Below are 26481 nucleotides of genomic sequence, written 5' to 3' on the forward strand. Positions count from 1 at the left end.
ATCATTCCTCCCCGGATTTGGTCGCCGCGAGATAGTCTTTTTGATGCTTTCGCGCCGAAAGGGCCGCGCCCACGCCGAGCGCCACGCCCGCGACGGCAGCCCCGGCCAGAGCCGGACCCATCGCGCCGAGCGGCGTCGGCAGCGGCCGGTAAAAGCCGCCCTGGTCCCAGAAATTCGGCTCCGAACAGCCGAGGCAGGGATGGCCGGATTGAATCGGGAAGGAGACCCCGCCGTTCCATTTCAAGGTGGCGCAGGCGTTATAGACGACCGGTCCCTTGCAGCCGAGCTTGTACAGGCACCAGCCCTGTCGCGCGCCCTCGTCGTCGAAACCGTCGGCGAACAGGCCGCGCTCGTAGAATGGGCGCCGGTAGCAGCGATCGTGGATGGTCTCGCCGAAAAAGGCCTTTGGCCTGCCCAGATGATCCAGCTCCGGCAGTTTGCCGAAGGAAAGCACATAGGACAAAGCTCCGGTCATCGCTTCGGGAATCGGCGGGCAGCCAGAAATATTGATCAGAGGCTTGCCGCCGACGAGTTCGCCGATGGCGACGGCGCCGGTCGGATTGGGATGCGCTTTCGGAATGCCGCCGAAGGCCGCGCAGGTGCCCACCGCGACCACGGCGAAAGCGTCGCGCAAGGTCTCCTCAAGCATCTGCTGGTTGCTGATCCCGGCGATGGCCGAGTAGACGCCGCCATTTCCCAACGGAATAGAGCCGTCGACGACGACGATATATTTGCCCTTGTTGGCCTCCATCGCCGATTTTCGCGCGGCTTCCGCCGCCTCGCCGGACACCGCCATCAAGGTGTGGTGATAGTCGAGCGAAATGAAATCGAAAATCAGGTTTTCCAGCGTCGGACTATGCGAGCGGGTAATCGATTCGGTGCATCCGGTGCATTCCTGAAACGACAGCCAGATCACCGATTGCCGTTGCGCCTTGGCCAGGCCCTCCGCCAGCGCGCCGGCGGAAGCGGGCGGCAGGGCCATGATCGAGGCGACATAGGAGGCGTATTTGAGAAAGGCCCTCCGCGATACGCCGCGTTGCTCCAACATGGCGGCCAAAGTCTGGTCATTGCCCATCCGACATCTCCGTCGAAATCTCCGCAAAAGCGGCGTTTCTCTGTTGCAGCGCCAGCGCCAGCTTTTGCGCCGCCCGGCTCGCGTCGCGACGGTCCGTCCGCAGAATTTCCGGACAGGACGTTATTTCGATCAAATCGACCGCGATCTTCTCCGCGCCGAAGTGGCGCACCCGCCAGACGCCGGAAAAAGCCGTCTCCCAGACTTCGGATCGTCCAGCCAGATCGATCGTGGCGGCGACTTCGCCCCGCCCAAGAACCTCGTCGAGTTCGACGCGGTCGCGTCCGGACATAGGCAGTCCACCCAGATCGACGCAGGCTGTCTCGCCGGTCCCGGCGAAAACTTCCAGCAAGGCGTGGATTTCCCGCAGGACCGCCTCCGCCATCCCGGTCTGTTCGTGGAGGGGTTGTGGCGGCGCGGCGCAGGCGGGGCTCATGGGTTCCACCTTTCCACCAGTTCGCGCACAGCCGCATGAATCTCCGGTATGGCGGCGGAGACGGTGGGCGTCGGCTCCAGCCCCCAGTCGACGATTTCCGGCTGCACGCCGATCAGGGCGCGGCGCTCTGGTTTGGAGCCAAGAAATTCAGCCGCCGCCAGCAGATCGAACAAGGCCACTTCATGAACGGAATATTTCTTGCCGGAGAGCTGGGCGTCCATTGCGGCGCCCTCGAAGGTCCTCACCGTTCCGGGACATGCGCTTAAAATCGCGGCGTCAAGGACGATCAGACCGCCGCAGGCCTCCACTTCCGGCAGAAGCGACAGGCCGAGCGTGCCGCCATCGCGAATGACGACACCGTCGCGGCCATAGACCCAGGAATCTCGAGAGGCTTCGAGCGCATTGGCGGCGTGAACGCCGACGCCATCGTCCTGCATCAGGATATTGCCAAGTCCGAGTACGAGAATGGATCGCTCCGCCGACATCGAGCAGCCCTATAAATACGAATATGGCGATATATTAACGCCGGTTTTCCCGCCAGCGCCTTGACGTGGATTAATTAGCGGGATTGGCGATGCGCTTTTTTCCGCCGCGAAAGACGGGGCCAAACAAACGAGGCCGTTTTGCCGACGGCCTCGGCCTTTTTGCCGACGGCCTCGGCCTTTTTGCCGTTCGCGACAGGCGACTACGGTCAACCCGCCGGAACGATCAATATTTCGCGATCACTGGCGCGGGAGTGTCGAAGTGATAGGTATATCCCAGCGTCACTTCGAGCTGCGACATCGAGAGGGTGATGTCGCGTCCGGTCGGCCCAGACGGGGTGAGTTCCGGTCCGGAAACGCTCGTGCGCGGCGCATAGACTATGGCGAAGTCGACGCCCGAATTGCGGTTCACATTATAGGTGAAACCGCCGCTGATATGATTCTGGACTACGGCCGGCGCAAGAATGTTGAACGTCACATTGTTGGAAGTGATCGGCTGCGTATTGTACGCATAGCCCGCGCGCAGGGTCAGCGCGTCGGTATATTTCCATTCAACGCCCAACGACACGACGTTTACGTCGCGCCAGCCGAAGCCCGGACCGTTAGTCGAGCCCAGCAGGTATTGCGCGCTCATTTGATTGGCGATCGACTTTACGCTGCTATAGAAAATATCTTTCCAATCGACCATGACCGCCAACGTCGGCAGGACCTTGTAGGACAAGCCCGCGCCGATCGTGGCGGGAACGTCGAAGGATCCGCCCTGGGCGAACAAGCCGCTGTATTGGGTGAAGCCCGTGGCCCAGATCGGCGTCGAACCGTCGATGGCGATCGAGAACTGCTCGTTGATGTGATAAAGCGCGCCGGCCCGCACGCCAGCGCCGAACGACCAGGCGACGGAACGGTCGGTCAGATCGCCGGGATTGGAGGAAATGCCCGAGAAAGCGCGAAGGCCATAGGCCGAAAACACTTGCGTCACGAAGGTCGGAGCGACGCCGAGCGAAAGATTGCCGAACCTCTGGGCGTAACCGACGCTGATGAGCGCCTGATTCAGGTCGACGCCAGCCTTGCCGCCGCAAAACACGCCCTGCGATGGCGAGCCGAGATAGGCGCAATTGGGGTTGGCGGTGTTGCCGGCATAAGTGGTGTTCATACCGCCATTGCCGTTCATCGCAAAGCCAAAGGCCTGATCCGCATTCAGCGGCAGCGAATAGCCGATCGCCGGAATCGCGAAAATATCGCGATAAGAACTGACCGTGCCGGGAGCGACGAAGCCGGGCGCGTTGCTTGTACTGTATTCGCGGCTGGGGTTGAACAACGACACGTCGGCGTTGAACTGATGGCCTACATCAACCAAGCCGGCCGGGTTGTTGGCCGTGGTCAGAGCATCTGCGGGATTGGCCATGCCAGCGCCGCCCAAAGCCTGATCGCGCGCGCTGACGCCTTCGACGAAATAGCCTTCGGTCGCCTGCGCTCCGCCGGTCGCCGCGCCTAAAGCCAGCGCGCAAATTCCCGCGCGAAACGAATTCCGCAATCTCGACGCCATCTCTCTCCCCTTTCGATTTTGTCCCCGACGCGCCGCTTTCCGCGCCTTCGCGTTTAAGGATTCTATTATGAATTGAATGATCACATATGAATGTATTACGTCATAGAATGCTCTTCGGTTCTCCGCTCGAATTCCGGCTGGTGCGCTATTATGGCAACAGTTTGGCGCCGCTTCGGGCGCGGCCGCCGATTTTGCGTTCCAGCTTCTTTGTGCAATGAATTGCGATCCTTACCCGGCCAAAAATGTCTGAACCTGAATCGAAAACGATCGACGCGCCTTGGCGACTCATACGGCTCGGTCCGCGCGACGGCGACCGCTATTGCGATCACTTGATGCGTCTCGACTCGGAGGATCGGCGTTTTCGTTTTTTCGAAGAGCCGGAAGAATTCCTGATGGCGCTTCACGCCGGCGCCGCTGTCGCCGATGGACGCATAGTCGTGGGGTGCGAGTCGGAGGGCCAAATTCGCGGGGTCGGTGAACTCCTGGCCGATGCGCAAGATCCCAGGCGGGGCGAATTGGCGTTCAGCGTCGAACGCGATTGGCGGCGGCGAGGTCTCGGCCGCGCCTTGATGCAGGCGATGATAGACGCCGCCCGCGACAAGAGCTTCAGATGTTTGGAGCTGGAGATCCTACCGGATAATCTGGCAATGCAAAATCTGGCGCGGCGCTTCACCTCGGACCTGCAGCGACGTAACGGAAACGTGATCGCCACGATCGGCGCCTGCGTCACCAAGTCGCGCGTATGAGCCTTGAAAACCAAGCTTTTCCTGCCAAAATACCAACTACATATCCACATATTCGGGTTTGCAAGAAAATGCTTTACGCGGCGCTAAATTGACCTTATTTGTCAACTAACCATTGTGCAGTTGCGAACAAACGAGGCGCCCATGGCCTTGCCGAAATTGAAAAACATGACCGTGTCCGAAGATCTCGGACAGATAGCGGACAACGCGAGGGACGCGAGCGAATTCCTCAAAGCCCTCGCGCATGAGTCCCGCCTGCTGATCCTGTGCATACTGTCGGAAGGCGAAAAATCCGTCGGCGATCTTGAAACCCTGCTGGCGCAGAGGCAATCGACGGTATCGCAACAATTGGCGCGGCTGCGTCTGGACGGCCTGGTGACGGCCCGTCGCGACGGCAAATCGATCTATTACAACCTGGCCAATGACAACGTGCGCACCATTCTGCAAGCCGTCTATTCGGTTTTTTGCCACAAGCCGAAACGCCGGCGCTGAAGCGCGACAGAGAAAAAGCCCGTTCAGTTTTTTCCGTTCGCAGATCCCAGTCGCCGCAGCAAATCCCAGGAATAAATTCCTGACCCATGCCTGTCGTCGAATTGCACGCGTATCGCGTAATTGCCAACGAGCTCCAGGTCGAGAATCGCAACGTCCTTGACGCTGGGGATGCTTTGAGCGGCTGGTGATGAAATTCCCTTTCCTTCGACGCTGGGACTGTTCGAACGCAAATCTTCCGCCGCCAGCGCTAAAGAACTTCCATCTTCGAAAAAAAGCCTCAGGACTTTGCCCTGATCGGTCAGCTTGATCTCAGTGGGCTGATTCGAAACATCCATCGCGCGCCTCATCATGTCTGGCGCTGAGCGAGCGAAACGCCCGCTTGACCGGCACCGCGATCCAGGTCATTAAATTCGAATATTATCATATTATGCGACAAGGCAAAGACCGTCGACGAGTCTGATTTCAACCCCGAGGAACAAGCTTGTCGATTGATGCCCTTGCGTTTTTGTCCGGCATACTCGTCGGTTTCGTCCTCGGCCTGATTGGCGGCGGCGGTTCCGTCTTCGCCGCTCCGTTGCTGGTCTATTTCGTTGGCCTTTCCGAACCGCACGTAGCGATCGGCACGAGCGCCGTCGCGGTCGCCGCCAATGCGGTCGTGAATCTGATCGGCCATGCGCGGGCAGGGCACGTGAAATGGCCATGCGCACTTATTTTCGCGGGTTCGGGTGTGATCGGGGCAGCGGCCGGCTCCACCCTCGGCAAGCATTTCGACGGGCAAAAACTGCTGCTGCTGTTCGGCCTGCTGATGATCGTCATCGCCGCGCAGATGTTTTTCAAGAAGCCTGTCGCTCAAGACGACGATATTCACTTCACGAAGCAGACGGCGCGGCATCTCGGTCCGCCATTGACGCTTTATGGTTTTGGCGTCGGCGCCTTGGCGGGGTTTTTTGGAATTGGTGGCGGATTTCTGGTTGTGCCAGGCCTGTTGGCGGCGACAGGAATGCCGATCCTTTCCGCCGTCGGCTCTTCACTCGTCTCGGTGGCCGCATTCGGCGCGACCACAGCGGCGAATTATGCGCTTTCCGGAATGGTCGACTGGCGCGTGGCCGGGTTCCTGCTGGCGGGCGGCGTATTCGGCGGACTGGGCGGCGGAGCGCTCGCGGTGCGACTTGCGGTGGGCAAGCAAATTTTGACGAAGGTTTTCGCCGTGCTGGTGGCGGGGGTCGGCTGCTACGTCGTTTCGCGTGGCGCCCTTACCCTTCTCGAACAGTGACGCCAACCCCCTAAGCCGCCGCCGAGCCATTCCGTCTTCCGGTTGAGTTGAAATTTGGCTATTCTGTCGTCACCAGGAGGCGGATGGGCCCATATGGGAAATGTCGGATGAAAAGTTTTTGGCGCCGCTGGAGGCGCGACGCGGAACTTCGGTTGGCGGCGAGCTGAGGGATAACAAGATGTGTGTTGGCGTGCCGATGCGGATTATCGAGGGCGACGAGGTTTCGGCGCTGTGCGCGCGCGACGACGACTCCCGGCGCGTCTCGATGCTGCTGATCGGCGCGCAGGAGCCGGGAACGCAGGTGCTGGTCCATATCGACACCGCCATCCGCGTGCTCGACGCGCAGGAGGCGCGGCTGATCGACGATGCCTTGCGCGGGCTGGAAGCCGCCCTGCGCGGCGAGAGTTTCGATGCGCTTTTCGCCGACCTGATCGACCGCGAACCTCAATTGCCTAGACATTTGCGCTGAAGGCGCTGGAAAGTTTGCTGCTTTCTTTCTTTCCATCTGAGGCCTCGATGTCCGCGCATTCCGGCCGTTCATGGGCTCGACTTTTGCCGATCCGATCAAAATCACGAGGAAACGCGACGACCACACCATTGCCTCGCGCCTTGACCTGCCGAAGGTCGACGAGGCCTCACTCAAAGCCTTTCTCGCGCCGGATCAGTTCGAAGGCCTCTAATAGGAACGCCGCTCTTGCAAGCGGCGTTCGACAAATTATCGATGAAGCTCAGGCGACGTGTTTGATGAGAAAACGATAGACGCCGTCGCTGGAGGTGGATTCAATCAACTCGTTGCCGGTCGTCCGGCAAAAGGCGGCAAAATCTGCTACCGAACCGGGGTCGGTCGCCAGAACCTCCAGCGTGCCCCCGGCCGGAACTTCCTTCAACGTCTTTTTCGCTCGCAAAATCGGCAGCGGGCAATTCAATCCTTTTGCATCGAGTGTTTTGTCGGCCATGAGGATTCCTCTTTGCTTGTTGATTTGATCAGATGAACAGATTGATGTCGGACTTTAGCGCCCGTTCCATATAGGTCGCTGCGCCTCCCAGTTCCACGCCGTCGATCAGGTCCGATTTCTTGTATTCGAACAGGTCGAGCGTCATCTGGCACGCTATGATCTTGACGTCGGATTCGATCGCCGCCTCGCGCAATTCCTCGATTGAGGCGACGCCCTTTTTCTTGATCAGATTCTTCATCATCACCGTGGCGCCGGCGTCCACGCCGGGCAGCATATTGACGATATTGGGCATGGCCATGTGCATCCCCATTACCGGCATTTTCATCGCCGCGTTACCAAGCGCCGTCACCTGCAGGTCGAGCTTCTTTTTCAAGAGTTCGAGCCCGTAGAAGGTAAAAAACAAGGTGACGTCGACGCCCATGGCGGCCGCCGTCGTCGCCAGGATGAAGGGCGGATAGGCCCAGTCCAGCGAACCCTTGGTGACAATGATGCTCATCGACTTGGCGTTGCCGCCCGAATTTTGATTCTCGGTCATCGACCCTCCACGCGCAGTCACTTGCGCACCTTGCCCGCCGGCGTGAAAAAAACCGGCAGTCGCTACTTTCAATCGCTGGTTATGTTCTTGAGCTTGCCGATGCCCAGCATGGTGAGGGCGGCGTTTTCGTAGAAGGGCTCGCTTTCGCCCTTGCGCATCTTGCGGATGAAATATTTCTCGAAGCCGATCTTGGCCGCATGGACCCAGCGGCCCGACGACGACCAGTTGACATTGCGAGGCGGAATTTGTGGCTGCGCCACGAAGGCGATGCCGGAATCGCCGAAGTCGGCCAGGCAGACCGCATTCCAGGTGCCCTGATATTTCGCCGGGCGGCCACGCAGAATCTCGCCCAGATTTTTCGCTGTCGCGGTGACCATGGATTCAATCATGAAGCCGGTTTTCGGCACGCCGCAGGGCACGGGAGTCGGACCCATCGGCGGGATGGCGACGCAGACGCCGACAGCAAAGATATTCCGGTATTTTGGATTCTGCTGGTGCTTGTCGACCAGCACGAAGCCGCGAGGATTGACCAGGCCGTCGATGCCGCGCAATGGCTTGATTCCTCGGAAGGCGGGCAGCATCATCGAGTAGCCGAAAGGCAGTTCGTGCGTCGCCTTGACCGATCCATCGTCCGCGACCTCCTCAACGGTCATCTTGCCGCCTTCGACCTTTTTCACCCGCGAACTGGTGAACCACTTGATGTGCTTCTCGCGCAGTGCGCTTTCGAGCAGCCCCTTGGTGTCACCGACGCCGTCAAGGCCAAGATGGCCGACATAGGGTTCCGAGGTCACGAAAGTCATCGGCACCTTGTCGCGGATTTTTCTGCGCCGCAGTTCGGTTTCCAGGATGAAGGTGAATTCATAGGCGGGGCCGAAGCAGGACGCGCCCTGCACCGCGCCGGTAATGATCGGACCAGGCTTCTTGCAGAATTCTTCAAAACTGACGCCGGCTTTCTCCGCGTGATCGATGTGGCAGATCGAGGTGGTGAAGCCTTCGGGACCGAGCCCTTCGATTTCGTCGAAAGCCAGCTCCGGGCCGGTGGCGATGATCAGATGATCGTATTTCAGCGTCGAGCCGTCCGCTAGCTCGATCTGATTGGCTTCCGGATCAAGCTTTACGACAGGCGTCGGTTTGAAACGGATGCCGCGCTTGGCAAAGGTCGGAGCCAAGTCGATTTCGAGAGACTCGCGTGTGCGCCAACCGACGGGTATCCAGGGATTGGAAGGAACGAAATGATAGATCGGATCCTTGGTGACAACCGTGAGTTTGTCCTCCGGCCGCATCTGGTCCTTCATTTCATAAGCCATTATGACGCCGCCCAAGCCGGCGCCCATGATCACGATTTCCGCCACTATAGCCTCCCCGCAATTTTTGTTTGCGTTCACGGCAGCCGCCAAATTGTGGCCTCGCCCTGTCGCATTTTTGTGATTGTCATATTAGTTTATTCGCATTTATGAAATTATCAAGCGGTGCGGCGCTGAAAGTTTCAGCCTCATCCTTTCGGCGTACCCCGTCGCGCTAACGATTTCTGCAATAGCGTTTGCGCCGACTTGCCGCTCGGGGGCCAGTCATTGGCCTTTTTCGGGAAGTCGGGGCGCGATTGAGGGGAGAAAAATTCGGTTATGTCGAGCGCGTCCGCAAAACCAGCGAAGGCAAGCATACATCCTGATGTCTTCGCATCATTTCATTTGCAGCTCCCTGTCAATCCGACAAATAGAGGGATTTGTTCTTGCCATAGCGGAGCGGCAACGCATTAAATGGCTCCTCGATAGCGCCACCCTCTCTATTTCATAAGCGTTTCACAGCGCCAGTTTTATTAAGGCCAGCACCAGAAGGCTGATGAAGGCGGACGCGAACAGGCCGAGCGCCAGCGGTCGGACGCCAGCCGAAAACACATGGCGCAGATTGGTATGAAGCCCCATCGCCGCCATTGCCATCGAAAGCAGGAACGTCGTCGCGGCGCGCACCGGACCGGAGATTTCGAGCGGAATCGCGACCAAGCTGTTCAGCGCCGCCATTGCGAGAAAGCCGATCAGGAACCAGGGAAACGGCGGCTTTCCACGAACGCCCTCGCCAGCGAAGCCCATGCGCACGCTCAACTCCCCGAGCACGATGATGACCGGCGCCATCATGGCGACGCGGGTCAGTTTGGCGATCGTACCGATATACAAGGCTTCCGGGCCACCCTGCGACGAGGCGAAAACCGCTTGCGCGACTTCATGCACCGACGAACCCGCCCATAGTCCGTAGGCGGCGTCCGACAGATGGAGCGCGCCCTGAAGGGAGGGATAAAGGAACATGGCGATGGTGCCGAACAAGGTCACGCCGGCGACGGCGTAGGCGGCGTCGTCATCCTCGCCGCCAGTGGCAGCCTTGGCGGCGACGATCGCCGATGCTCCGCAGATCGAAGTGCCGACCCCGATCAGCAGCGCGAGGCCGCTTCGAATGCCCATCAGCCGGCCTACCAACATTGTGGCGCCCAATGTGGCCAGGAGGCCCGTGGCGATGACGGCGAGGCCGCCGAAGCCAACTTCGGCCGCCTGCTGGGCGGTGATCTGCAAGCCGATCAGGATGATCGACAGGCGCAGAATGCGGCGCAACGAAAAATTGACGCCTTCGGCGGTTCCCTCGATTTTTCCGACGGAATTATGGATGGCCGCGCCGATGAGAATCGCCAGGATCATCGGGCTGAGCTTGTCCACCCCCGGAATATAGCGCAGGCCATAGGCGACGATGGCGATGCCGCCTGTCAGGGCGAGACCGGGAATCAGGTCGAGAACCGGGCTTTTGGGATGCATCGCCGCATCCGCGGCATTTACGCTGGTCATGTGACGGCCTGCTTTCCATGAAACTGTCACATAATTGAATGTTGCGATCTAACCATCCATCGCATAATTTTTGTCAAAACGTTCGATAATTTCGATCAATCGGACGGGTTCCCACCGCTTTCCTGCGCCCATTGCACCATCTTCCGCCCCCATTCCCCGGCGGTTGCGGCGTCGATTTCGAGAATGGTGAAACGGCTGCCTTCCCGAATCGTCAGGCGCAGCAGGGTCATCCCGCTTTCATAGGCGATTTCGTCGAGCCTAATCCGCCGTCCATAAGGGGCGACGATCTCCGCCAGTTCGCGCTTGGGGGTTGCGGTCATTTCCGCGGGCTTTCGGCGCGATAGAAGGCGAGTTCGAGCTGAAGCTCCCATTTGCGCGGCGTATCGGGAAACTCGGGCTTGATGTCCATATAGAGATGAATTTCGCCCTCCCGCGCCGCCTGCACGACCAATCGCTCCAGTTCGGCAAAGCTCCCGATTTCGGGATGACCGATGATAAGCTCGCTAATTCGCGCCATTTTCGCTCCTCGATGCGTGGTCTATCGTGTTGTGAAAGCGGATGCGGCACAGAAGCCGCGCGCTCAGCTGGTCGTCTACGAAGCCCGTGCGATCGTGCAATACATTATTGCACAGCACGCCCTGGCCCGCCGCCAGTTTGATCCGGCGAATCATCGGATCCGATTCGATCAGCCCGAACAGTTTTTCCGCTGCGGCGCGCGTCGCCGAATCACGCCATTCGACGAATTTCTTTCGCGCCGTATAGCGCATCGCCAGGGCGCCGGCATCGTCGACGAAAAAAACCGGCCCTACATTTTCCGCCCGAAAACGCCCCGACTCATCCGTCGCTTCGGGAATGGTCATGGCGCGGGGATGCAGCAGCAGCCGCGTGGCCTCCCTATCCTCGTCGCGCAAACGAAGATAAGCCAGTTCATGATCGAGCAGGCGATTCTCGCCTCCGTCCCCGGCGGCCCGGGCGCAATGGAGGATCATCGCCCGCACGCAACGCGATGGCCCGTGGTAATTGTAATAGCCGTCGGTATGCCAGCTGATCGCCTTGTCGGTATAAGGAATATAGCCGCGCCGGCCACCGCCTTGGGCGATCTCGATTCGCACGACGCCATTGCGATTGGCCGAGCGATGATCCTCCACGGCGCGCAGGCCGAAAGAGGACGTGAAGGCGAGCAGCCATTCGTCCCGTTCCGAGTCCGAGGGCGGCGTCACGCTCCACGAATAGAGCGCCATATTGGCGTCTGCGATCTGCGCCGACAAAGCCTGGCGTTCGACTTTCGTCAAAGCCAGCGGATTGGCGATCGGCGTTGGCATAGCTTTTCGCGCACACTCGAGCCGCGCCAGTTTTTCCCGCCGCCAGAGGCGATAAGCCTCCGCGTCGTCAAGCGTGAAAATACGACCCGGCCCGCCCCCGCGAGGCGCCGCCAGGCCCGCCAGCTCCGCTTCCGTTATGGCGCAATCTATTGGTTTCACTGGCTTTCATCCGGTTTTTGAAAAAATTCCATTTTCCACCTTTGATCTATTCTCATATTCGAATTTCCTGTTATTATACATCATCAAACAAAGAAAAATGCGAGCTGTTTCCGATCTGGATCGGGAAAAAAAGCCGCTGCGTCGGGAAGAATCTCTCGCCGAAGAGAGGTTGTGAAACGTAACAAGCTGCGCCGCAATTCGACGGCGCGCCAGGGGAGGTTGATCATGGCGCAAGACGAATCGAATCAGGCGCGGGGCGCCGGGGAACAGAACGCGCGTCATCCGACGCCCATGCTCGACGAGTTGGAAACCGGGCCCTGGCCGAGTTTCGTAACCGGCCTGAAACGCCTGCGCGATAATCAGGGCGCGCAATATGCGCCGATGATGAACGATCTGCTCGGCCAGCTTGAACATTCCTACGAGAATCGCCTGGGCTATTGGAAAGGCGGCACCGTTTCCGTCTTCGGCTACGGCGGCGGCGTCATTCCGCGCTTTTCCGAAGTGGCCGCCAAATTCCCGGCATCGAAAGAGTTTCATACCTTGCGCGTTCAGCCGCCGGCCGGGTTGCATTATTCGACCGACATCCTGCGCAAGCTTTGCGATATCTGGGAGCGCCATGGCTCCGGGCTGATCGCTTTCCATGGGCAGAGCGGCGACATCATGTTCCAGGGCTGCTCCACAGAAAACGTGCAGAAGGCTTTCGACGAATTCAACGAAATCGGCTTCGACCTTGGCGGCGCCGGCCCCGCCCTGCGGACGTCGATGAGTTGCGTCGGCCATGCCCGTTGCGAAATGTCCAACTACGACGAAGTGAAGGCGCATCGCACCGTCCTGAACGAATTCCTGGACGAAATGCATCGACCGGCTTTGCCCTATAAGTTCAAGTTCAAGTTTTCCGGCTGCGGCAATGATTGCGTCAACGCCATTCACCGCGCCGATTTCGCCGTGATCGGCACCTGGCGCGACGACATGAAGGTCAACCAGGACGAGGTAAGGGCCTATGTAGCGCGCGTCGGTCGCAAATATGCGATCGACCAAGTCATCACCCGGTGCCCGACCCGGGCGTTGAGCCTGAATGACGATGACACGCTGGATGTCGACAACAAGTCCTGCGTGCGTTGCATGCATTGCCTTAATGTCATGAACAAGGCGCTGGCGCCTGGCGACGACAAGGGCGCTTCGATCCTGATCGGCGGCAAGCGGGCGCTCAAGGTTGGCGACATGATGGGGGTGATGATGATTCCCTTCATCAAGCTCGAAACCGATGAAGACTACGAACATCTCAAGGATATCGCGCGCAATCTGCTCGACTTCTTCGCCGATAACGCGCTCGAGCATGAGCGCATCGGCGAGACCATCGACCGTATTGGGTTGCCGGCCTTCCTCGAGGCGGTTGGCATCGAGCCAGATCCGAACATGATGAATCATCCGCGTACGTCCTGCTATGTCCGCACCGATGATTTCACGGAAGAAGCCGAGAAATATTTCGAGCGCAAGGCGCGCGAGGCAGGGCTCAACGTAGCGGCCGATTAAGAGAGCCGTATCTTTTGTCGGTGATCGCCCGGCGCCCGGCGCCGTGCGATCGAGAGATCAGTCAATCCAGGGAGAGAACCGAATGAATAGCGTCGCTACGCCGCGCCGCCCCGTTGAAACGGGCGTCCCAGATCCGTTTCCCTACATGCATCCTGTGATGCGCAAGAACTATGGCGCCTGGGCGTGGCATGACCGCCTGCGCCCGGGTGTGCTGCATCATGTCGCCAAGAGCGGCGACGAAATCTGGACGGTTCGCGCCGGCACGCAGCGCCAGATGGATGTCTTCACCATCAAGAAGCTCTGCGATATCGCCGATCAATTCGCGGAAGGTTTTGTCCGTTTTACGACCCGCTCCAATATGGAGTTCATGGTCAGCAAGCGCGAGATGGTCGAACCGCTGGTCGGAGCTTTGGGCAAAGAGGGATTTCCAGTCGGTGGCACCGGCAATTCCGTATCGATGATTTCGCATACCCAAGGCTGGCTGCATTGCGACATTCCCGGCACAGACGCTTCCGGCGTGGTGAAAAGCCTGATGGACATGATGCATCATGAATTCATCAACGAGGAAATGCCCAATCGCGTCCGCATCACCACGTCCTGCTGCCAAATCAACTGCGGCGGTCAGGGCGATATTTCGATCAATGTGCAATACACCAAGCCGCCGAAAATCAATCACGATCTCGTGTCGAAAGTCTGCGAGCGGCCAGCCGTCGTCGCGCGGTGCCCGGTGGCGGCGATTCGTCCGGCCATGGTGGACGGCAAGCCGTCGCTGGAAGTCGACGAGCAGAAATGCGTGTGCTGCGGCGCCTGCTACCCGCCCTGTCCTCCGATGCAGATCAATGGCGCGGATTCAACCAAGATTGCGGTCTGGGTCGGCGGCAAACATTCCAACGCCCGTTCCAAGCCGACCTTTCACAAGCTGGTCATCGCCAATCTGCCCAACAACCCGCCGCGCTGGCCGGAAGTGGAAGAAGTCGTTCGCAAGATCCTTTACACCTACAAGGAAAATGCGCGCGACTACGAGCGGGTCGGCGAATGGATTGAACGCATCGGCTGGCCACGCTTCTTCGAGATGACCAACTTCGCTTTCACCAAGCACCATCTCGACACCTGGAGCGGCGCCCGCAAAACGATGAACATGTCGGCGCACGTCCACTTCTGACCGCGGGCGCCGTCGCTAGCGGCGGCGCCTTTGTCATCGCCCCCATCCATTGATCAGTGAGGTCGCTTTGCGCTTCGCCATCCAAGTCAACGAAGGCCCCTACACGCATCAGGCGTCGGACACGGCCTATCAATTCGCCAAGGCCGTTTTGGCAAGGGGACACGAGATTTACCGCGTGTTCTTCTATCATGACGGCGTGAACAACGGGACGCGCTATACCGTGCCGCCCCAGGACGACCGCAATTTGCAAAAATTGTGGAGCGATCTGGCGGAGGCGCACAAGCTCGACCTGGTGGTCTGCATCGCAGCCGCGCAGCGACGCGGCATTCTCGACGCCAACGAGGCGAAACGGCAAGGCAAGGATGGCGACAATATCGCCCCTGGTTTCCGCATCTCGGGTCTTGGTCAATTGATCGAGGCCGCCATCCAGGCCGATCGCCTGGTCGTTTTCGGCGATTGAGGAGAGAAAAATGACCGACGAACAACAGCGAAAGACATTTCTCTACATCAATCGCAGGGCGCCCTTCGGCACGATCTATGCGCTGGAATCCTTGGAAGTGGTGCTGATCGGCGCCGCTTTCGAACAGGACGTCAGCCTCGCTTTCATTGACGACGGCGTGTTCCAGTTGCTGAACAATCAGGACGCGACCGCTGCGGGCATGAAGACTTTTTCCAAGATTTACCGGGCGCTCGGCGATTACGAAGTGCGCAAGCTCTATGTCGAAAAAGAGTCGATGGATCTTCGTGGACTGACGATCGAGGATCTCATGCCCATCACCTACGAGGACGAAGACGAGGACTATGCCGAAAAGCCCTCGATCAAGGTCGTGGACAGGTCGGAAATGGCGCAATTGATCGCCAGCCAGGATGTCGTTCTCAGCTTTTGAGGCTCTGCTCATGTCAACTCTGCACACAGTCAACAAATCGCCCTACGAGCGCAATTCGTTGAAAACCTGTCTCGAGCATCTCATCGCCGGCGACCGAATTTTGCTGACCGAGGATGGAGTGTTGGCTGCGCGCAAGGGCGGCGCCTTCGCTCAGGCGCTGCGCGACGCCAAAGCCACTTGCGCCATTTATGCGCTGGGCCCCGACGTCGCGGCGCGGGGCGTCGGCCCTAACGATCTCGTCGAGGGGATCGAGATTGTCGACTACGGCGGTTTCGTCGATCTCGCCGCCGATGCCGCGCGCGTTTGCGCCTGGCTGTGATTTTTCTAAACATCTCAGGAGAAAAGAATGTCGGGTTATCAGGTGAATGGTTCCGTCATTGAACATGACGAAGAAGGCTATCTCACGGACATCGGCCAGTGGAACAAGGATATTGCCGACGTAATCGCCAAGGCAGAACAGATCGACATGACCGATGAGCATTGGGTCGTGGTCAATTTCTTGCGCGACTATTACGAGGAATATCAGATCGCCCCGGCGGTTCGCATCCTGGTGAAGGAAATGACCAAGAAATACGGGAAGGACAGGGGCGACCAGAAGGCGCTCTACGCCCTGTTCCCTTATGGACCGGCGAAACAGGCCTGCAAGATCGCGGGACTGCCCAAGCCGACCGGTTGCGTCTGACGTCAATCCGATAGGTCCGAAGCGCCAGGAAGATCGCGCGGATCCGGGAGGGAATAATGCTGACGACCATTTATGCGACGGCGTTTTACGCGGCGTCGCTGCTGCTGGCTGTTGCCCTGTTGCGGCGCATCTGGCTTTACGCAGCGACACCCGCTCCGCTGAAAATCCCGACCACGCCGGCGCCGCTGACCAAAGGCGGTGTGGCGCTCCGGATGCTGCGCGAAGTGACGCTTTTCGAGAGCCTGTTCAAGGCCAATAAGTGGATCTGGCTGTTCGGCTGGATTTTCCACATGGCCTTGGCCGTCGTTCTGCTGCGCCATCTGCGCTATTTCTTGCAGCCGGTTCCCGCTCTCATTGTGTTGATTCAGCCCGTCGGTGTGCTCGCCGGCTTCGCCATGGTGGCAGGGCTCGCCGCTCTCTGGGCGCGCCGCTTCTTCGTCGAGCGCATCCGCTATATCACCGGACCGTCCGATCATCTGATGCTGGCGCTGCTGATGGCGATCGGCTGCTCTGGCCTCGCCATGAAATATCTGGCCCGCACCGACATCGTCGCTGTGAAGGCGTTCTTCCTCGGCCTCATGTATTTCGACTGGCGACCTCTGCCTGCCGACCCGGCGCTCCTCGTTCACCTGACGCTGGTGCTGACGCTGATGGTGGTCTTTCCCTTTTCGAAACTGCTGCATGCGCCGGGGGTATTCTTCAGTCCCTCGCGCAATCAGGCCGACGACAGCCGCGAACGCCGTCACGTCCCGCCCTCCCGGCTTGAATCGACCCCGCGTCGCGCTTGAGGATTTTTGAAATGGCCGAAGCAAAGAGCGATTTCAAGCCGATGGAAAAGATCTCGGGCGACCCGCTGGAAATGCCGCATCTCGCATGCGGCGCCATGGCCGATTCCAAGCCGTTCAAAGCCGGGCCCAACCACATGAAGCCGCTTGGCTTTCCGGGCGAACTGGTGGAGGATTGGCACGACAAGGCCATCGCTCGGCTTGGCGAATTGGTCAATGGTTCCAGGGCTTTGCGGGTCTATCTCGACTCCTGCGTCAAATGTGGCGCCTGCACCGACAAGTGTCACTATTTCCTCGGCACCGGCGACCCGAAGAACATGCCGGTGGCCCGCCAGGACCTTTTGCGCAAAGTCTACCGCCGCCATTTCACTTTCGCGGGAAAATACCTGCCCTGGCTGGTCGGTGCGAAGGATTTGACCAAGGACGTTCTCGACGACTGGTACAGCTATTTTCATCAATGCTCGGAATGCCGTCGCTGCTCGGTGTTCTGCCCCTATGGCATCGACACGGCCGAAATCACCATGGCCGGTCGCGACATCATGGACACGATCGGCATCGGCTCGAAATACACGAACGAGATCATCGGCAAAGTTTTCAGCGTTGGCAATAATCTCGGCCTTCCACCAAAGGCCCTGCGCGCCACGCTGGAAGGGCTGGAAGAGGAAATCGAGGAGGAGACCGGCGTCCCCGTCAAGCTGCCGCTCGACCAGAAAGGCGCCGATATCCTGCTGGTGACGCCCTCCGCCGACTTCTTCGCTTCACCGCATATGGAAGGCCTTATCGGCTACGCCAAGGTTTTCCATGAGGCGGGCGTCTCCTGGACTCTCTCGACGCACGCCGCCGAGGCCGCCAATTTCGGCATGTTCATCGGTTCCCAGGAGAACATGCAGAAGATTTCGCTGCGCATCCGCGACGCGGCCCTTGATCTCGGCGTCAAGCGCATCGTGTTCGGCGAATGCGGCCATGCCTGGCGCGTGGCTTACAGCTTCCTCGACACGCTGGCCGGCCCCTTCGACTTCCTCGACAGGAATTATCCGATACCCCAGCACATAGTCGAATTCACGCATGACCTGATCCAGAAGGGCAAGCTGAAATTCGACAAGTCGAAGAATGACGAATTCCGCCTGACCTTCCATGATTCCTGCAATGTCGCCCGCGCCTCGCGCATGGGCGACGAACCAGGCGGGCAGTTCGAATTGCCTCGCGCGGTGCTGCGCGCCGTCTGCAATCATTATTTCGACATGGCGCCAGAGACGATCCGCGAGCAAACCTTCTGTTGCGGCGGCGGCGGCGGCCTGTTGAGCGACGACATCATGGACATACGCACCAAGGGCGCCCTCCCGCGCATGCGCGCGCTGAAGGAAGTTTCCGACGAGCATGGCGTGACGCACATGGCCGCCATCTGCGCGATCTGCAAAGCGCAGTTCTCGAAGGTCCTGCCGCAATACGGCTTCGACCGCGAAGCCATCGTCAGTGTGCATCAAATGGTGTCGAACGCGATCCTGCTGACCGGTTCGACTCAGGCTGAAGAATATGAGCGGCGCGAACCCGCCGTCACGAGCAAATAGGGAGAATAGGCCATGAACGAAGCAGCTCCGACCAAAGGTCTTACCTTCCGTCGATTCAAGAACGGTCAATCGCCGTGGGATCCCCAGGATCTGACCAAAAAGATCTTCCAGCAGGACAAGAGCTACAAATGTCCGACCTATGTCCATCGCGCGCCCCCCTGTCAGGGCGGCTGCCCGTCGGGCCATGACATTCGCGGATGGCTGGCCATCGCGCGCGGCATGGACAAGCCGCCCGTGGCGGGCGTGTCCTGGCAGGAATATGCCTTCACGCGCATGATGGAGGCTAATCCCTTCCCGGCCTCGATGGGACGCGTCTGCCCTGCCCCTTGCGAAGACGGCTGCAACCGCAATGAGGTCGACGATTTCGTCGGCATCAACGGCGTCGAGCAATATGTCGGCGACTGGGCGATCGAGAACAAGCTTCAGGCGCCCAAACCGCCGGAACTGTCGGGCAAGCGCGTCGCGGTGATCGGCGGCGGTCCGGGCGGTCTGTCCGCGGCCTATTTCCTGCGCCAGAAGGGTCATGCCGTCACGATCCACGAAGCGCACGACGAGCTTGGCGGCATGATGCGGTTCGGCATTCCCGGCTACCGCACGCCGCGCGACATGCTGGATGCGGAAATCGCCCGGATCACCTCGATGGACGGCGTCGAGGTGAAGACCGGGTTGCGCGTCGGACGGGACGTTTCGATCGAAGAACTCGACCGGAATTTCGACGCGGTGTTCTGGGCGATCGGCGCGCAAAAGGGCCGGCCCCTGCCGGTTCCCGGCGCCGATGCTGTCAATTGCATCACTGGCGTCGAATTTCTCGACACGTTCAATCGCGGCTGGCTGTTTTCGACGGCAAAGAAGATCGTCGTGGTCGGCGGCGGCGACACCTCGATCGACGTCGCCTCGGTGGCCCGCCGCCTCGGCCATGTCACACGGTCGCACCGGCATGACGACGCCGCGGCCTCGCCAGGCGAGTTCGGCTATGCCGCGCATGACGTCGCCAGCGCGCTGGAGCGCGAAGGCGTTTCGGCGGTCCTGACCACCTTGTTCCCGGTTGAAAAAATGACCGCCGCCGAACGTGAACGCGAGGATGCGAAGCGCGAGGGCATCGACATCCGGGGTTCGGTCATGCCGCTGGAAGTCATCAAGGACGAGAACGGCGTCGCAACCGGCCTGCGCATGTGCGAATGCAGCATGAAAGGCAATGTGCCGATCCCGGTGGAGGGCACGGATTTCGTGCTCGAATGCGACATGATCATTTCGGCGATCGGCCAGATGGCCGATTTGTCTGAAGGACTGGAGAAACTCGACAGCGGGCGCAGCTCCATCGCCGTCGACGGCCTCTACAAGGTCCGCAACGTGGACAAGCATTTCGCCGGCGGCGACGCCATCCGCCCTCATCTGCTGACGACGGCGATCGGCCACGGCCGCATCGCCTCGGAAACCATCGACCATTTCCTGCACGGTGAGATGGAAGACAAGCGTCCGAAAGTCGACGTCCATCAGTTCAATCTTCTCGAAGAACTGCATGCGCGCCATCTCGACCCGTCACCTTACGATCATTTGCAGGTCCGCGGCACCGATCACGCCAAATTCGCGATCCATAATTACGAGGATCGCGGCTCGACGCAGATCATCCCGCACACCCAATTGTTCAAGGGGCATTTCGGCTATGTCGCGCGCTCGACCCGCGATGAACGTCATGTCGATGCGGACAGCGTCCTTGGCGATTTTGCCGAGCGCATCGTCGGCTTCACCGAGGAGCAGGCCCAGACCGAAGGCAAGCGCTGCATGTCCTGCGGCATGTGCTTCGAATGCGATAATTGTGTCATCTATTGCCCGCAGACGGCGGTGTTCCGTGTGACGAAGAAGGACCGTGCGGTCGGACGCTATGTCGATACCGATTACACGAAATGCATCGGTTGCCATATTTGCGCGGATGTCTGCCCGACCGGCTACATCCAGATGGGCCTCGGGGAGTAGCGCATGACGCGCGCATTGCGAAAGTTATTGGCGGCCGGCCTCGCGCTCGCGGCGGCCTCGGCAGCCAGAGCCGAGGACGCTGGCGGACGCACACCGTCGCCGCATCCGGCGAAGGGCCAGGGCGAGCATTGCGTCGCCGACACGGATTTCATGCGCCGCAACCACATGCTGATGATGCTCGACCACCGCAAGGAGGCCGTGCATGAGGGGATACGGGCGCCACAATATAGTCTGGCCGGCTGCGTCTCCTGTCACTCTGTCAAGGGCGCCGACGGAAAAGCGGTCTCCTTCGCCAGCCCCGACCATTTCTGCCGCTCCTGCCATGGTTACGCGGCGGTCAAGATCGATTGCTTCGAATGCCACGCCTCGAAGCCGGAAACGCCGCAAAAAGGCGCGGACGCCAGCGCGCCGCGGGACGAGGACGCGGCCAGGCTCGCGGCTTTTCTGCGCGAGGCCAAGCCGTCGGCGGAACAGGGGAACCGACCATGAGCAATTGTTGCGGCAAGGGCAAGGATGCGGCGGTCGAACGGCGCGGCTTCTTGAAAGGGGCGGCCGGCTTTGCTGCGACCCTTCTCGCGCCCGGCGTCACCCTTTACGCCTTCGGCGCCGGCGAGGCGAGCGCGCGTCCCGCTGGCGAGCCAGCCTCTCCAAAAGTGCGCTGGGGCATGCTGATCGATCTGAATAAATGCACGCCGGGATGCAATGCCTGCGTCACCGCGTGCAATGAGGAGAACGGTCTCAAAAGCACGGGCCGGCCCGAAATCGACGCGCAATGGATTCGCAAGGTCACGCTGAAAGATCCGAAGACCGATTTTATTCGTTCGGCGCCGGTGATGTGCCAGCATTGCGAAAAGCCGCCTTGCGTCGATGTTTGCCCCACCGGCGCGTCGTTCAAGCGCGCCGACGGAATCGTTCTGGTGGACAAGCATATCTGTATCGGCTGCCGCTATTGCATGATGGCCTGCCCCTACAAAGCGCGCTCCTTCGTGCATGAAGAGCATGACGATCAGAAGACCAGTGCGCCGCGTGGAAAAGGCACGGTCGAGGGCTGCAATTTGTGCGTCGATCGCATCGATGCGGGTCGCCAGCCGGCTTGCGTCGAAGCCTGCGCCCGCGAAGGCGGGGCGATGATTTTCGGCGACCTCAATGATCCCGACAGTGAAATCGCCCGGACGCTGCGCCGGCAGCCAACGGCGGCGCTGCGCGCCGATCTCGCGCTGAATCCGGGCGTGCGTTACGCCAATCTGAAATGACAAAGGGGAGAGCGCCGATGGCGCAGCAAAAATACCGCCGGCTTACAGCGCATACGCCGCAGTTCTGGATGCTGATCGCCTTTCACGTCCTGGTGGTAGCGGCGGCCTTGGGCGCCGTGATCTACATGGAAGAACAGGGCCACGGCGTGACCGGCATGACCAATCAGATCGTGTGGGGCATGCCGCATGTTTTCGCGGTCTTCCTGATCGTTGCAGCGTCCGGCGCGCTTAATGTCGCCTCGGTATCCTCCGTCTTTCACCGTCTCGCTTACAAACCCTTCGCCCGTCTTTCGGGCATTCTCGCCATCGCCTTGCTGATCGGCGGACTGGCCGTGCTGGTGCTCGATCTCGGTCGTCCCGAGCGCGTTTTCGTGGCGATGACCACCTATAATTTTAAATCTGTTTTCGCCTGGAACATCTACCTTTATTCGGGCTTTGTCGTCATTGTCGCCGGCTACCTGTTTTCGATGATGGACCGGCGCGTGTCGCAAATACCGAAGGTCAACACGATTTTCGGTTGGACCGCTTTTTCCTGGCGCCTGATCCTGACCACCGGCACCGGCTCGATCTTCGGCTTCCTAGCCGCCCGCGAGGCTATTTTCGGCGCGATCATGGCGCCTTTGTTTATCGCTTCCTCGTTGGTTTACGGCCTCGCCTTCACCGTTCTGGTTCTGATGACGATGTCATTCGAGACCAGCGACAAGCTCTGCACCCCGGAGATGACCGGCAAATTTCGCGGCCTGCTGATCATCTTTTCGGCGGCGACCCTGTTCCTGACCGCCATCGCCCATCTCAACAAATTCTATAGTGCGGCGACCCAGGGGGTCGAACTATTCCTGTTGCGGGACGGCGGAATCTATCCCCTCGTTTTCTGGCTGGGCCAGATCGTCGTCGGCTCGCTGGCGCCTCTGTTCCTGCTGGCCTTCATGAGCGAGGGCGCCGCGGGGCGCCGCAATCTCGGCCTGGCCTCGGCCTTGTTCCTCGTCGGCGGTCTGGCGCAAATGTACACGACCATTGTCGGCGCGCAGGCCTATCCGCTGAATATCTTTCCCGGGGTCCAGGCGTCGAGTTCATTCTTCGACGGCGCGATCAATTCCTACACGCCGAGCTTGCCGGAAATTCTATTGGGGATAAGCGGCATTTCCATCGCCATGCTGATCGCTGCGCTGGCTTTCCGACTTTTACCCTTCCTGCCGCAATCGCAAACCCAAAGCGGAGACTGAATTCATAATGGATCAGCAGCCCCATCCCTTCGCGCGTTTCGTCAGAATTCTTGGACGCGGCAAAAGCTTTACTCGATCGCTGACGCTTGAAGAGGCGGAGGAATCGATGAGCATGATTCTGGCGGGTGAGGTTTTGCCGGAACAGCTCGGCGCCTTTCTCATGCTGCTGCGCCTCAAGGAAGAAAGCGCGGAAGAGATCGCCGGGTTCGCCAGGGCCGCACGCAAGTCGACCGGACCGACCGCAGCCGGCGCCGTCGATGTAGATTGGTCGTCCTATGCGGGCAAACGCCGACAATTGCCCTGGTTCTTGCTGGCGGCGCTGGTTCTGGCGCGCAATGGCTGGCGCGTATTCATGCATGGCTTTGACGGCCATACGGCGGGCCGTCTCTACACGGGCGAGACACTCGAAGGACTCGGCGCGCCACTGGCCAAAGACCTGGCCGACGCCGAGCGCATGCTGGCCAAAACCAATTTCGCCTATCTGCCCCTGGACAAGCTCTGCCCGAAGCTCGCCGAGATCATGGCTCTGCGCCCCATTTTAGGATTGCGCTCGCCGGTTCACACTCTGGCGCGAATGATCAATCCATTCGAGGCTCCCTGCATGATGCAAGGGGTGTTTCATCCCGGTTACATGCGAATTCATCGCGACGCCGCCATTTTGCTCGAGCAGCCGCGCATGTCCGTTTTTCGTGGAGAAGGCGGCGAGATCGAGCGCCGGCCGGGCAAGCCCTGCGAAGTCATGTATGCGGTCGATGGCGCAGGTTTTGAAGAGCGCTGGCCGCCGATGATGGACGAGCCGCGTCAGACTCCTGACGAAAATATGGATATAGCGCGCCTGCTCGCGATCTGGCGGGGGGAGGCTTGCGACGATTACGCTGAAGCGGCCATCATCGGCACCCTTGCAATCGCCGTGAGAGCGATGGGCGTCGAGCCAGATATGGACAAGGCGCAAGCGCGCGCCACGCGTCTTTGGATCAACCGCGACAAGGACCGCCTCCTGGCGGCGGCGTGAGGCCATGAGCCGGTTCTTTGTTTCCGCCATAGCCAAATCTTCCGGCAAGACGACGATTTCGATCGGCCTTGCCGCCGCCTTGGCTTCACTTGGAAAGAAGGTTCAGACCTTCAAGAAAGGCCCGGATTATATCGATCCGATGTGGCTGGCGCGCGCCTCTGGGCGGGTCAGTTTCAACCTCGATTTCAACACGCAAAGCCGCCGGGAAATCGTCGCAGCCTATGGAAATGGCTATGGCGACGCTGATCTCGCTCTAATCGAAGGCAACAAGGGCCTGCATGACGGCGTCGACCCGAAGGGAACGGATTGCAGCGCGGCGCTGGCGAAACTTCTCCGCGCGCCGGTTGTGCTGGTCGTCGACACGATGGGCATGGCGCGCGGCATCGCTCCGCTGCTGCTGGGCTATCAGGCTTTCGACCCCGAGGTGGAGATCGCCGGCGTCATCCTCAACAAGGTCGGCGCGGCGCGGCAGGAGAGCAAGCTGCGGCAGGCGGTCGAAAACTACACGGATTTGCCGGTGCTCGGAGCGATCGGCCGCGACAGCGCCCTCAATGTCAACGAGCGCCATCTGGGCCTCACCACGCCGAGCGAGGCGAGCCAAGCCGATTCCGTGATCGCGCGCGTCCGCGAGGCGGTCTTCCAAGGTGTCGATTTCGACGCCTTGCTAGCGAAGGCTTCGAGGAAAGAACCCGCAAGATTGCCGCTGTTGCGCGGAGTTTCGGCTCCGGACGTCACCATCGCCGTAGCTCGCGACGCAGCTTTCGGTTTCTATTACTCCGACGATCTTGAGGCTCTGCGTCGCTCCGGCGCTAAGCTGGCGTTTTTCGACGCTTTGCGCGCAAGCGATCTGCCGCAATGCGACGGCCTGTTTATAGGCGGCGGCTTTCCCGAGACGCAGGCCGCCGAACTCGCCGGCAATCGATCCTTGCGGGAAAGCATCCGCGCGGCGGTCGAAGCCGGCCTTCCCGCCTATGCGGAATGCGGCGGCCTCATGTATCTGTCCCGCTCGATTTCCTATCGGGGCGCGCGGCACGACATGGTCGGGGTCATTCCCGCCGATGCGGTCATGGGCGACAAGCCCCAGGGGCGCGGTCTCGTGCGCGTCGAAGAGACGTCGGAAGCCCCGTGGCCTGGCGCCCAATTCGGCGATGCGACGCCAGCGCATGAATTCCATTACGCGCGACTGGAAAATATCGCGCCGGACCTGCGCTATGCCTATCGGGTGAAACGCGGCTTTGGCATCGACGGAACGCATGACGGGATCGTCATTGGCAACCTGTTGGCCAGTTTCACCCATTTGCGTGACACGTCCCGGTGTCGCTGGACGGATCGCTTCGTTTCATTCGTTCGTGCGCGCAAAGAACAAAGAAAAAATTCATCGCTCTTCGAGGATTCGGGAGCTGTTCAAACGAGGGTAGGACCATGCGTTACGCGCAATTCTTCCAGGATGCGATCGGCAAGCTGAAGTCCGAGCAACGCTACCGTGTTTTCGCCGATATCGAACGTGACGCCCAGCGCTTTCCCCATGCCACCTGGCACAGGCCCGACGGTTCGGCCCACGACGTCACCATCTGGTGCTCGAACGATTATCTCGGCATGGGCGTCAATCCGGAAGTGATCGCCGCGATGAAAGGCGCCGCCGGCAAGCATGGCGCGGGCGCCGGCGGAACCCGGAACATTTCCGGCACCAGTCATCCCCTGGTGAAACTCGAGGAAGAACTCGCCGACCTGCACGGCAAGGATGCGGCGCTGGTCTTCACCTCCGGCTGGATTTCCAATCTCGCCGCCATTTCGACCATCGCCGACCTGCTGCCCAATTGCCTGATCCTGTCGGATGCGCTCAACCATAATTCGATGATCGAGGGCGTTCGCCGCTCCTCGGCGGAGCGGAAGATCTGGCGCCACAACGATGTCGTCCATCTTGAGGAATTGCTTGCCGCCCAGCCGCTCGAGCGCGCGAAACTGATTGTGTTCGAGAGCCTTTATTCGATGGACGGCGACATTTCGCCGATCAAGGAAATCTGCGATCTGGCGGAAAAATACAACGCCATGACCTATATCGACGAGGTCCATGCGGTGGCCATGTATGGCGCGCGCGGCGGCGGCGTCGCCGAACGCGAAGGCCAGATGCACCGCATCGACGTGATCGAGGGCACGCTGGCCAAGGGATTTGGCGTCATCGGCGGCTATATCGCGGCGGCCCCCGCGATCATCGACGCGGTGCGCTCCTTCGCGCCCAGCTTCATCTTCTCGACCGCCTTGCCGCCGGCCGTCTGCGCCGCCGCGGCGCAATCGGTGCGTATCGCCAAGACCCGGCCGGAATTGCGCATGGCGCACCAGCGCCAGGCCTGGCTCACCAAACATGCGCTGATGCAGGCGGGACTGCCGGTTCTGGCCAATCCGTCACATATCGTGCCGGTGATGGTGCGCGACGCGCAATTGTGCAAGGCGGCGACCGACATGCTGCTGGATCGCCACGGCATCTATATCCAGCCGATCAATTACCCGACCGTGCCGCGCGGCGCCGAGCGCCTGCGCATCACTCCGACCCCGCATCACGG

At 60.2% G+C, this 26481-nt stretch carries 31 protein-coding genes; 19 read left to right on the forward strand and 12 right to left on the reverse strand.

Features of this window, described 5'->3' with window-relative positions; genetic code table 11:
- Position 1: 1 nt before the first annotated feature.
- The 4 genes from ACLP2E_RS19405 to ACLP2E_RS19420 all read right to left on the reverse strand — a co-directional run bounded on the left by ACLP2E_RS19405 (position 2) and on the right by ACLP2E_RS19420 (position 3521).
- Positions 2–1075 (reverse strand): hydrogenase small subunit, encoded by a 1074-nt coding sequence (locus tag ACLP2E_RS19405; RefSeq protein WP_442461166.1) that lies wholly within the window; start codon positions 1073–1075, stop codon positions 2–4.
- Positions 1065–1508: a hydrogenase expression/formation C-terminal domain-containing protein gene (locus ACLP2E_RS19410; RefSeq protein ID WP_442461165.1), complete on the reverse strand. Its 444-nt coding sequence runs from the start codon at positions 1506–1508 to the stop codon at positions 1065–1067. The genes ACLP2E_RS19405 and ACLP2E_RS19410 overlap by 11 nt, the downstream gene beginning before the upstream one ends.
- On the reverse strand, positions 1505–1993 hold the full coding sequence (locus ACLP2E_RS19415; protein ID WP_442466860.1) for a HyaD/HybD family hydrogenase maturation endopeptidase: 489 nt from the start codon (positions 1991–1993) through the stop codon (positions 1505–1507). Before ACLP2E_RS19415 ends, ACLP2E_RS19410 begins: the two co-directional genes overlap by 4 nt.
- 223 nt (positions 1994–2216) lie before the next feature.
- Complete coding sequence (locus tag ACLP2E_RS19420) at positions 2217–3521, reverse strand: OmpP1/FadL family transporter (protein ID WP_442466861.1); 1305 nt, start codon at positions 3519–3521, stop codon at positions 2217–2219.
- 254 nt (positions 3522–3775) lie between these two features.
- Here ACLP2E_RS19420 and ACLP2E_RS19425 point away from each other — a divergent pair, with 254 nt between their 5' ends.
- Together ACLP2E_RS19425 and ACLP2E_RS19430 are read left to right on the forward strand one after the other, a co-directional pair.
- Positions 3776–4279 (forward strand): GNAT family N-acetyltransferase, encoded by a 504-nt coding sequence (locus ACLP2E_RS19425; protein WP_442466862.1) that lies wholly within the window; start codon positions 3776–3778, stop codon positions 4277–4279.
- A 141-nt stretch (positions 4280–4420) separates the two neighbouring features.
- A complete protein-coding gene (locus ACLP2E_RS19430; protein ID WP_442466863.1) occupies positions 4421–4768 on the forward strand; it encodes an ArsR/SmtB family transcription factor in 348 nt (115 codons plus the stop codon).
- A gap of 23 nt (positions 4769–4791) precedes the next feature.
- Here ACLP2E_RS19430 and ACLP2E_RS19435 read toward each other — a convergent pair whose 3' ends face one another.
- Positions 4792–5103: a gamma-butyrobetaine hydroxylase-like domain-containing protein gene (locus tag ACLP2E_RS19435; protein WP_442462320.1), complete on the reverse strand. Its 312-nt coding sequence runs from the start codon at positions 5101–5103 to the stop codon at positions 4792–4794.
- A 146-nt stretch (positions 5104–5249) separates the two neighbouring features.
- Between ACLP2E_RS19435 and ACLP2E_RS19440 the strand changes: the two genes are divergently transcribed.
- Both ACLP2E_RS19440 and ACLP2E_RS19445 read left to right on the forward strand, forming a co-directional pair.
- Positions 5250–6041: a sulfite exporter TauE/SafE family protein gene (locus ACLP2E_RS19440; protein ID WP_442462321.1), complete on the forward strand. Its 792-nt coding sequence runs from the start codon at positions 5250–5252 to the stop codon at positions 6039–6041.
- 178 nt (positions 6042–6219) lie between these two features.
- The gene (locus ACLP2E_RS19445; RefSeq protein ID WP_442462343.1) at positions 6220–6510 is read left to right on the forward strand and encodes a HypC/HybG/HupF family hydrogenase formation chaperone; all 291 of its coding nucleotides are present in this window, start codon (positions 6220–6222) and stop codon (positions 6508–6510) included.
- Between the two features lie 259 nt (positions 6511–6769).
- On the opposite strand, the gene ACLP2E_RS19450 is transcribed toward ACLP2E_RS19445, so the two are convergent.
- The 7 genes from ACLP2E_RS19450 to ACLP2E_RS19480 form a co-directional block, all read right to left on the reverse strand.
- A complete protein-coding gene (locus ACLP2E_RS19450) occupies positions 6770–6997 on the reverse strand; it encodes a sulfurtransferase TusA family protein (RefSeq protein WP_442462322.1) in 228 nt (75 codons plus the stop codon).
- A 28-nt stretch (positions 6998–7025) separates the two neighbouring features.
- On the reverse strand, positions 7026–7532 hold the full coding sequence (gene dsrE2, locus ACLP2E_RS19455; protein WP_442462323.1) for a sulfur carrier protein DsrE2: 507 nt from the start codon (positions 7530–7532) through the stop codon (positions 7026–7028).
- A gap of 68 nt (positions 7533–7600) precedes the next feature.
- Entirely contained in the window at positions 7601–8884 is a 1284-nt protein-coding gene (locus tag ACLP2E_RS19460) for an NAD(P)/FAD-dependent oxidoreductase (protein WP_442462324.1), read from the reverse strand.
- Between the two features lie 447 nt (positions 8885–9331).
- Positions 9332–10360: a YeiH family protein gene (locus tag ACLP2E_RS19465; protein ID WP_442462325.1), complete on the reverse strand. Its 1029-nt coding sequence runs from the start codon at positions 10358–10360 to the stop codon at positions 9332–9334.
- Positions 10361–10455: 95 nt separating this feature from the next.
- The gene (locus ACLP2E_RS19470) at positions 10456–10680 is read right to left on the reverse strand and encodes a DUF6967 family protein (RefSeq protein ID WP_442462326.1); all 225 of its coding nucleotides are present in this window, start codon (positions 10678–10680) and stop codon (positions 10456–10458) included.
- Positions 10677–10877, reverse strand: coding sequence for a sulfur relay protein DsrC (locus ACLP2E_RS19475; protein ID WP_442462327.1), 201 nt, complete (start codon positions 10875–10877; stop codon positions 10677–10679). Before ACLP2E_RS19475 ends, ACLP2E_RS19470 begins: the two co-directional genes overlap by 4 nt.
- Positions 10864–11841 carry a TauD/TfdA family dioxygenase gene (locus ACLP2E_RS19480; RefSeq protein WP_442462328.1) on the reverse strand — a complete coding sequence of 326 codons (978 nt, stop codon included), beginning with the start codon at positions 11839–11841 and terminating at the stop codon, positions 10864–10866. The genes ACLP2E_RS19475 and ACLP2E_RS19480 overlap by 14 nt, the downstream gene beginning before the upstream one ends.
- 225 nt (positions 11842–12066) lie before the next feature.
- Between ACLP2E_RS19480 and dsrA the strand changes: the two genes are divergently transcribed.
- The 15 genes from dsrA to hemA all read left to right on the forward strand — a co-directional run.
- Entirely contained in the window at positions 12067–13374 is a 1308-nt protein-coding gene (gene dsrA, locus ACLP2E_RS19485) for a dissimilatory-type sulfite reductase subunit alpha (RefSeq protein WP_442462329.1), read from the forward strand.
- 82 nt (positions 13375–13456) lie between these two features.
- The gene (gene dsrB / locus ACLP2E_RS19490; protein ID WP_442462330.1) at positions 13457–14536 is read left to right on the forward strand and encodes a dissimilatory-type sulfite reductase subunit beta; all 1080 of its coding nucleotides are present in this window, start codon (positions 13457–13459) and stop codon (positions 14534–14536) included.
- A 67-nt stretch (positions 14537–14603) separates the two neighbouring features.
- On the forward strand, positions 14604–14996 hold the full coding sequence (gene tusD, locus ACLP2E_RS19495; protein WP_442462331.1) for a sulfurtransferase complex subunit TusD: 393 nt from the start codon (positions 14604–14606) through the stop codon (positions 14994–14996).
- A 10-nt stretch (positions 14997–15006) separates the two neighbouring features.
- Complete coding sequence (tusC, locus tag ACLP2E_RS19500; RefSeq protein ID WP_442466864.1) at positions 15007–15423, forward strand: sulfurtransferase complex subunit TusC; 417 nt, start codon at positions 15007–15009, stop codon at positions 15421–15423.
- Between the two features lie 10 nt (positions 15424–15433).
- Positions 15434–15742 (forward strand): sulfurtransferase complex subunit TusB, encoded by a 309-nt coding sequence (gene tusB / locus ACLP2E_RS19505; protein WP_442462333.1) that lies wholly within the window; start codon positions 15434–15436, stop codon positions 15740–15742.
- Between the two features lie 27 nt (positions 15743–15769).
- Positions 15770–16105 (forward strand): TusE/DsrC/DsvC family sulfur relay protein, encoded by a 336-nt coding sequence (locus ACLP2E_RS19510; protein WP_442462334.1) that lies wholly within the window; start codon positions 15770–15772, stop codon positions 16103–16105.
- A gap of 56 nt (positions 16106–16161) precedes the next feature.
- Positions 16162–16893: a respiratory nitrate reductase subunit gamma gene (locus ACLP2E_RS19515; RefSeq protein ID WP_442462335.1), complete on the forward strand. Its 732-nt coding sequence runs from the start codon at positions 16162–16164 to the stop codon at positions 16891–16893.
- A gap of 11 nt (positions 16894–16904) precedes the next feature.
- Entirely contained in the window at positions 16905–18458 is a 1554-nt protein-coding gene (gene dsrK / locus ACLP2E_RS19520; RefSeq protein ID WP_442462336.1) for a sulfate reduction electron transfer complex DsrMKJOP subunit DsrK, read from the forward strand.
- A gap of 12 nt (positions 18459–18470) precedes the next feature.
- A complete protein-coding gene (locus tag ACLP2E_RS19525) occupies positions 18471–20432 on the forward strand; it encodes an NAD(P)-binding protein (RefSeq protein WP_442466865.1) in 1962 nt (653 codons plus the stop codon).
- 3 nt (positions 20433–20435) lie between these two features.
- Positions 20436–20921, forward strand: a complete 486-nt coding sequence (locus tag ACLP2E_RS19530) for a cytochrome c3 family protein (RefSeq protein WP_442466866.1) — start codon at positions 20436–20438, stop codon at positions 20919–20921.
- Positions 20918–21685 carry a sulfate reduction electron transfer complex DsrMKJOP subunit DsrO gene (gene dsrO, locus ACLP2E_RS19535; RefSeq protein WP_442466867.1) on the forward strand — a complete coding sequence of 256 codons (768 nt, stop codon included), beginning with the start codon at positions 20918–20920 and terminating at the stop codon, positions 21683–21685. The genes ACLP2E_RS19530 and dsrO overlap by 4 nt, the downstream gene beginning before the upstream one ends.
- Positions 21686–21702: 17 nt before the next feature.
- A complete protein-coding gene (gene nrfD, locus ACLP2E_RS19540) occupies positions 21703–22908 on the forward strand; it encodes an NrfD/PsrC family molybdoenzyme membrane anchor subunit (RefSeq protein WP_442466868.1) in 1206 nt (401 codons plus the stop codon).
- A 7-nt stretch (positions 22909–22915) separates the two neighbouring features.
- Positions 22916–23920: a glycosyl transferase family protein gene (locus ACLP2E_RS19545; RefSeq protein WP_442466869.1), complete on the forward strand. Its 1005-nt coding sequence runs from the start codon at positions 22916–22918 to the stop codon at positions 23918–23920.
- A 4-nt stretch (positions 23921–23924) separates the two neighbouring features.
- A complete protein-coding gene (locus ACLP2E_RS19550) occupies positions 23925–25385 on the forward strand; it encodes a cobyrinate a,c-diamide synthase (protein ID WP_442466870.1) in 1461 nt (486 codons plus the stop codon).
- The coding region (gene hemA, locus ACLP2E_RS19555; protein ID WP_442466871.1) for a 5-aminolevulinate synthase at positions 25343–26481 on the forward strand (1139 nt) is incomplete at its 3' end. The genes ACLP2E_RS19550 and hemA, both read left to right, overlap by 43 nt.

Origin of the sequence: Rhodoblastus sp. (assembly GCF_052145335.1) — a bacterium.
Classification (GTDB): domain Bacteria; phylum Pseudomonadota; class Alphaproteobacteria; order Rhizobiales; family Beijerinckiaceae; genus Rhodoblastus.

Bases quoted from the DNA above. Each gene is read 5' to 3' on its own strand.
- ACLP2E_RS19430 (WP_442466863.1), top strand. From the start codon at position 4,421: ATGGCCTTGCCGAAATTGAAAAACATGACCGTGTCCGAAGATCTCGGA.
- dsrK (WP_442462336.1), top strand. From the start codon at position 16,905: ATGGCCGAAGCAAAGAGCGATTTCAAGCCGATGGAAAAGATCTCGGGC.
- ACLP2E_RS19475 (WP_442462327.1), bottom strand. From the start codon at position 10,877: ATGGCGCGAATTAGCGAGCTTATCATCGGTCATCCCGAAATCGGGAGC.
- ACLP2E_RS19425 (WP_442466862.1), top strand. From the start codon at position 3,776: ATGTCTGAACCTGAATCGAAAACGATCGACGCGCCTTGGCGACTCATA.
- ACLP2E_RS19545 (WP_442466869.1), top strand. From the start codon at position 22,916: ATGGATCAGCAGCCCCATCCCTTCGCGCGTTTCGTCAGAATTCTTGGA.
- dsrE2 (WP_442462323.1), bottom strand. From the start codon at position 7,532: ATGACCGAGAATCAAAATTCGGGCGGCAACGCCAAGTCGATGAGCATC.
- ACLP2E_RS19415 (WP_442466860.1), bottom strand. From the start codon at position 1,993: ATGTCGGCGGAGCGATCCATTCTCGTACTCGGACTTGGCAATATCCTG.
- dsrA (WP_442462329.1), top strand. From the start codon at position 12,067: ATGGCGCAAGACGAATCGAATCAGGCGCGGGGCGCCGGGGAACAGAAC.
- ACLP2E_RS19525 (WP_442466865.1), top strand. From the start codon at position 18,471: ATGAACGAAGCAGCTCCGACCAAAGGTCTTACCTTCCGTCGATTCAAG.
- ACLP2E_RS19410 (WP_442461165.1), bottom strand. From the start codon at position 1,508: ATGAGCCCCGCCTGCGCCGCGCCGCCACAACCCCTCCACGAACAGACC.
- dsrO (WP_442466867.1), top strand. From the start codon at position 20,918: ATGAGCAATTGTTGCGGCAAGGGCAAGGATGCGGCGGTCGAACGGCGC.
- tusC (WP_442466864.1), top strand. From the start codon at position 15,007: ATGACCGACGAACAACAGCGAAAGACATTTCTCTACATCAATCGCAGG.
- ACLP2E_RS19435 (WP_442462320.1), bottom strand. From the start codon at position 5,103: ATGGATGTTTCGAATCAGCCCACTGAGATCAAGCTGACCGATCAGGGC.
- dsrB (WP_442462330.1), top strand. From the start codon at position 13,457: ATGAATAGCGTCGCTACGCCGCGCCGCCCCGTTGAAACGGGCGTCCCA.
- ACLP2E_RS19515 (WP_442462335.1), top strand. From the start codon at position 16,162: ATGCTGACGACCATTTATGCGACGGCGTTTTACGCGGCGTCGCTGCTG.
- tusB (WP_442462333.1), top strand. From the start codon at position 15,434: ATGTCAACTCTGCACACAGTCAACAAATCGCCCTACGAGCGCAATTCG.
- ACLP2E_RS19530 (WP_442466866.1), top strand. From the start codon at position 20,436: ATGACGCGCGCATTGCGAAAGTTATTGGCGGCCGGCCTCGCGCTCGCG.
- ACLP2E_RS19470 (WP_442462326.1), bottom strand. From the start codon at position 10,680: ATGACCGCAACCCCCAAGCGCGAACTGGCGGAGATCGTCGCCCCTTAT.
- ACLP2E_RS19450 (WP_442462322.1), bottom strand. From the start codon at position 6,997: ATGGCCGACAAAACACTCGATGCAAAAGGATTGAATTGCCCGCTGCCG.
- ACLP2E_RS19405 (WP_442461166.1), bottom strand. From the start codon at position 1,075: ATGGGCAATGACCAGACTTTGGCCGCCATGTTGGAGCAACGCGGCGTA.
- ACLP2E_RS19550 (WP_442466870.1), top strand. From the start codon at position 23,925: ATGAGCCGGTTCTTTGTTTCCGCCATAGCCAAATCTTCCGGCAAGACG.
- nrfD (WP_442466868.1), top strand. From the start codon at position 21,703: ATGGCGCAGCAAAAATACCGCCGGCTTACAGCGCATACGCCGCAGTTC.
- ACLP2E_RS19465 (WP_442462325.1), bottom strand. From the start codon at position 10,360: ATGACCAGCGTAAATGCCGCGGATGCGGCGATGCATCCCAAAAGCCCG.
- ACLP2E_RS19510 (WP_442462334.1), top strand. From the start codon at position 15,770: ATGTCGGGTTATCAGGTGAATGGTTCCGTCATTGAACATGACGAAGAA.
- ACLP2E_RS19445 (WP_442462343.1), top strand. From the start codon at position 6,220: ATGTGTGTTGGCGTGCCGATGCGGATTATCGAGGGCGACGAGGTTTCG.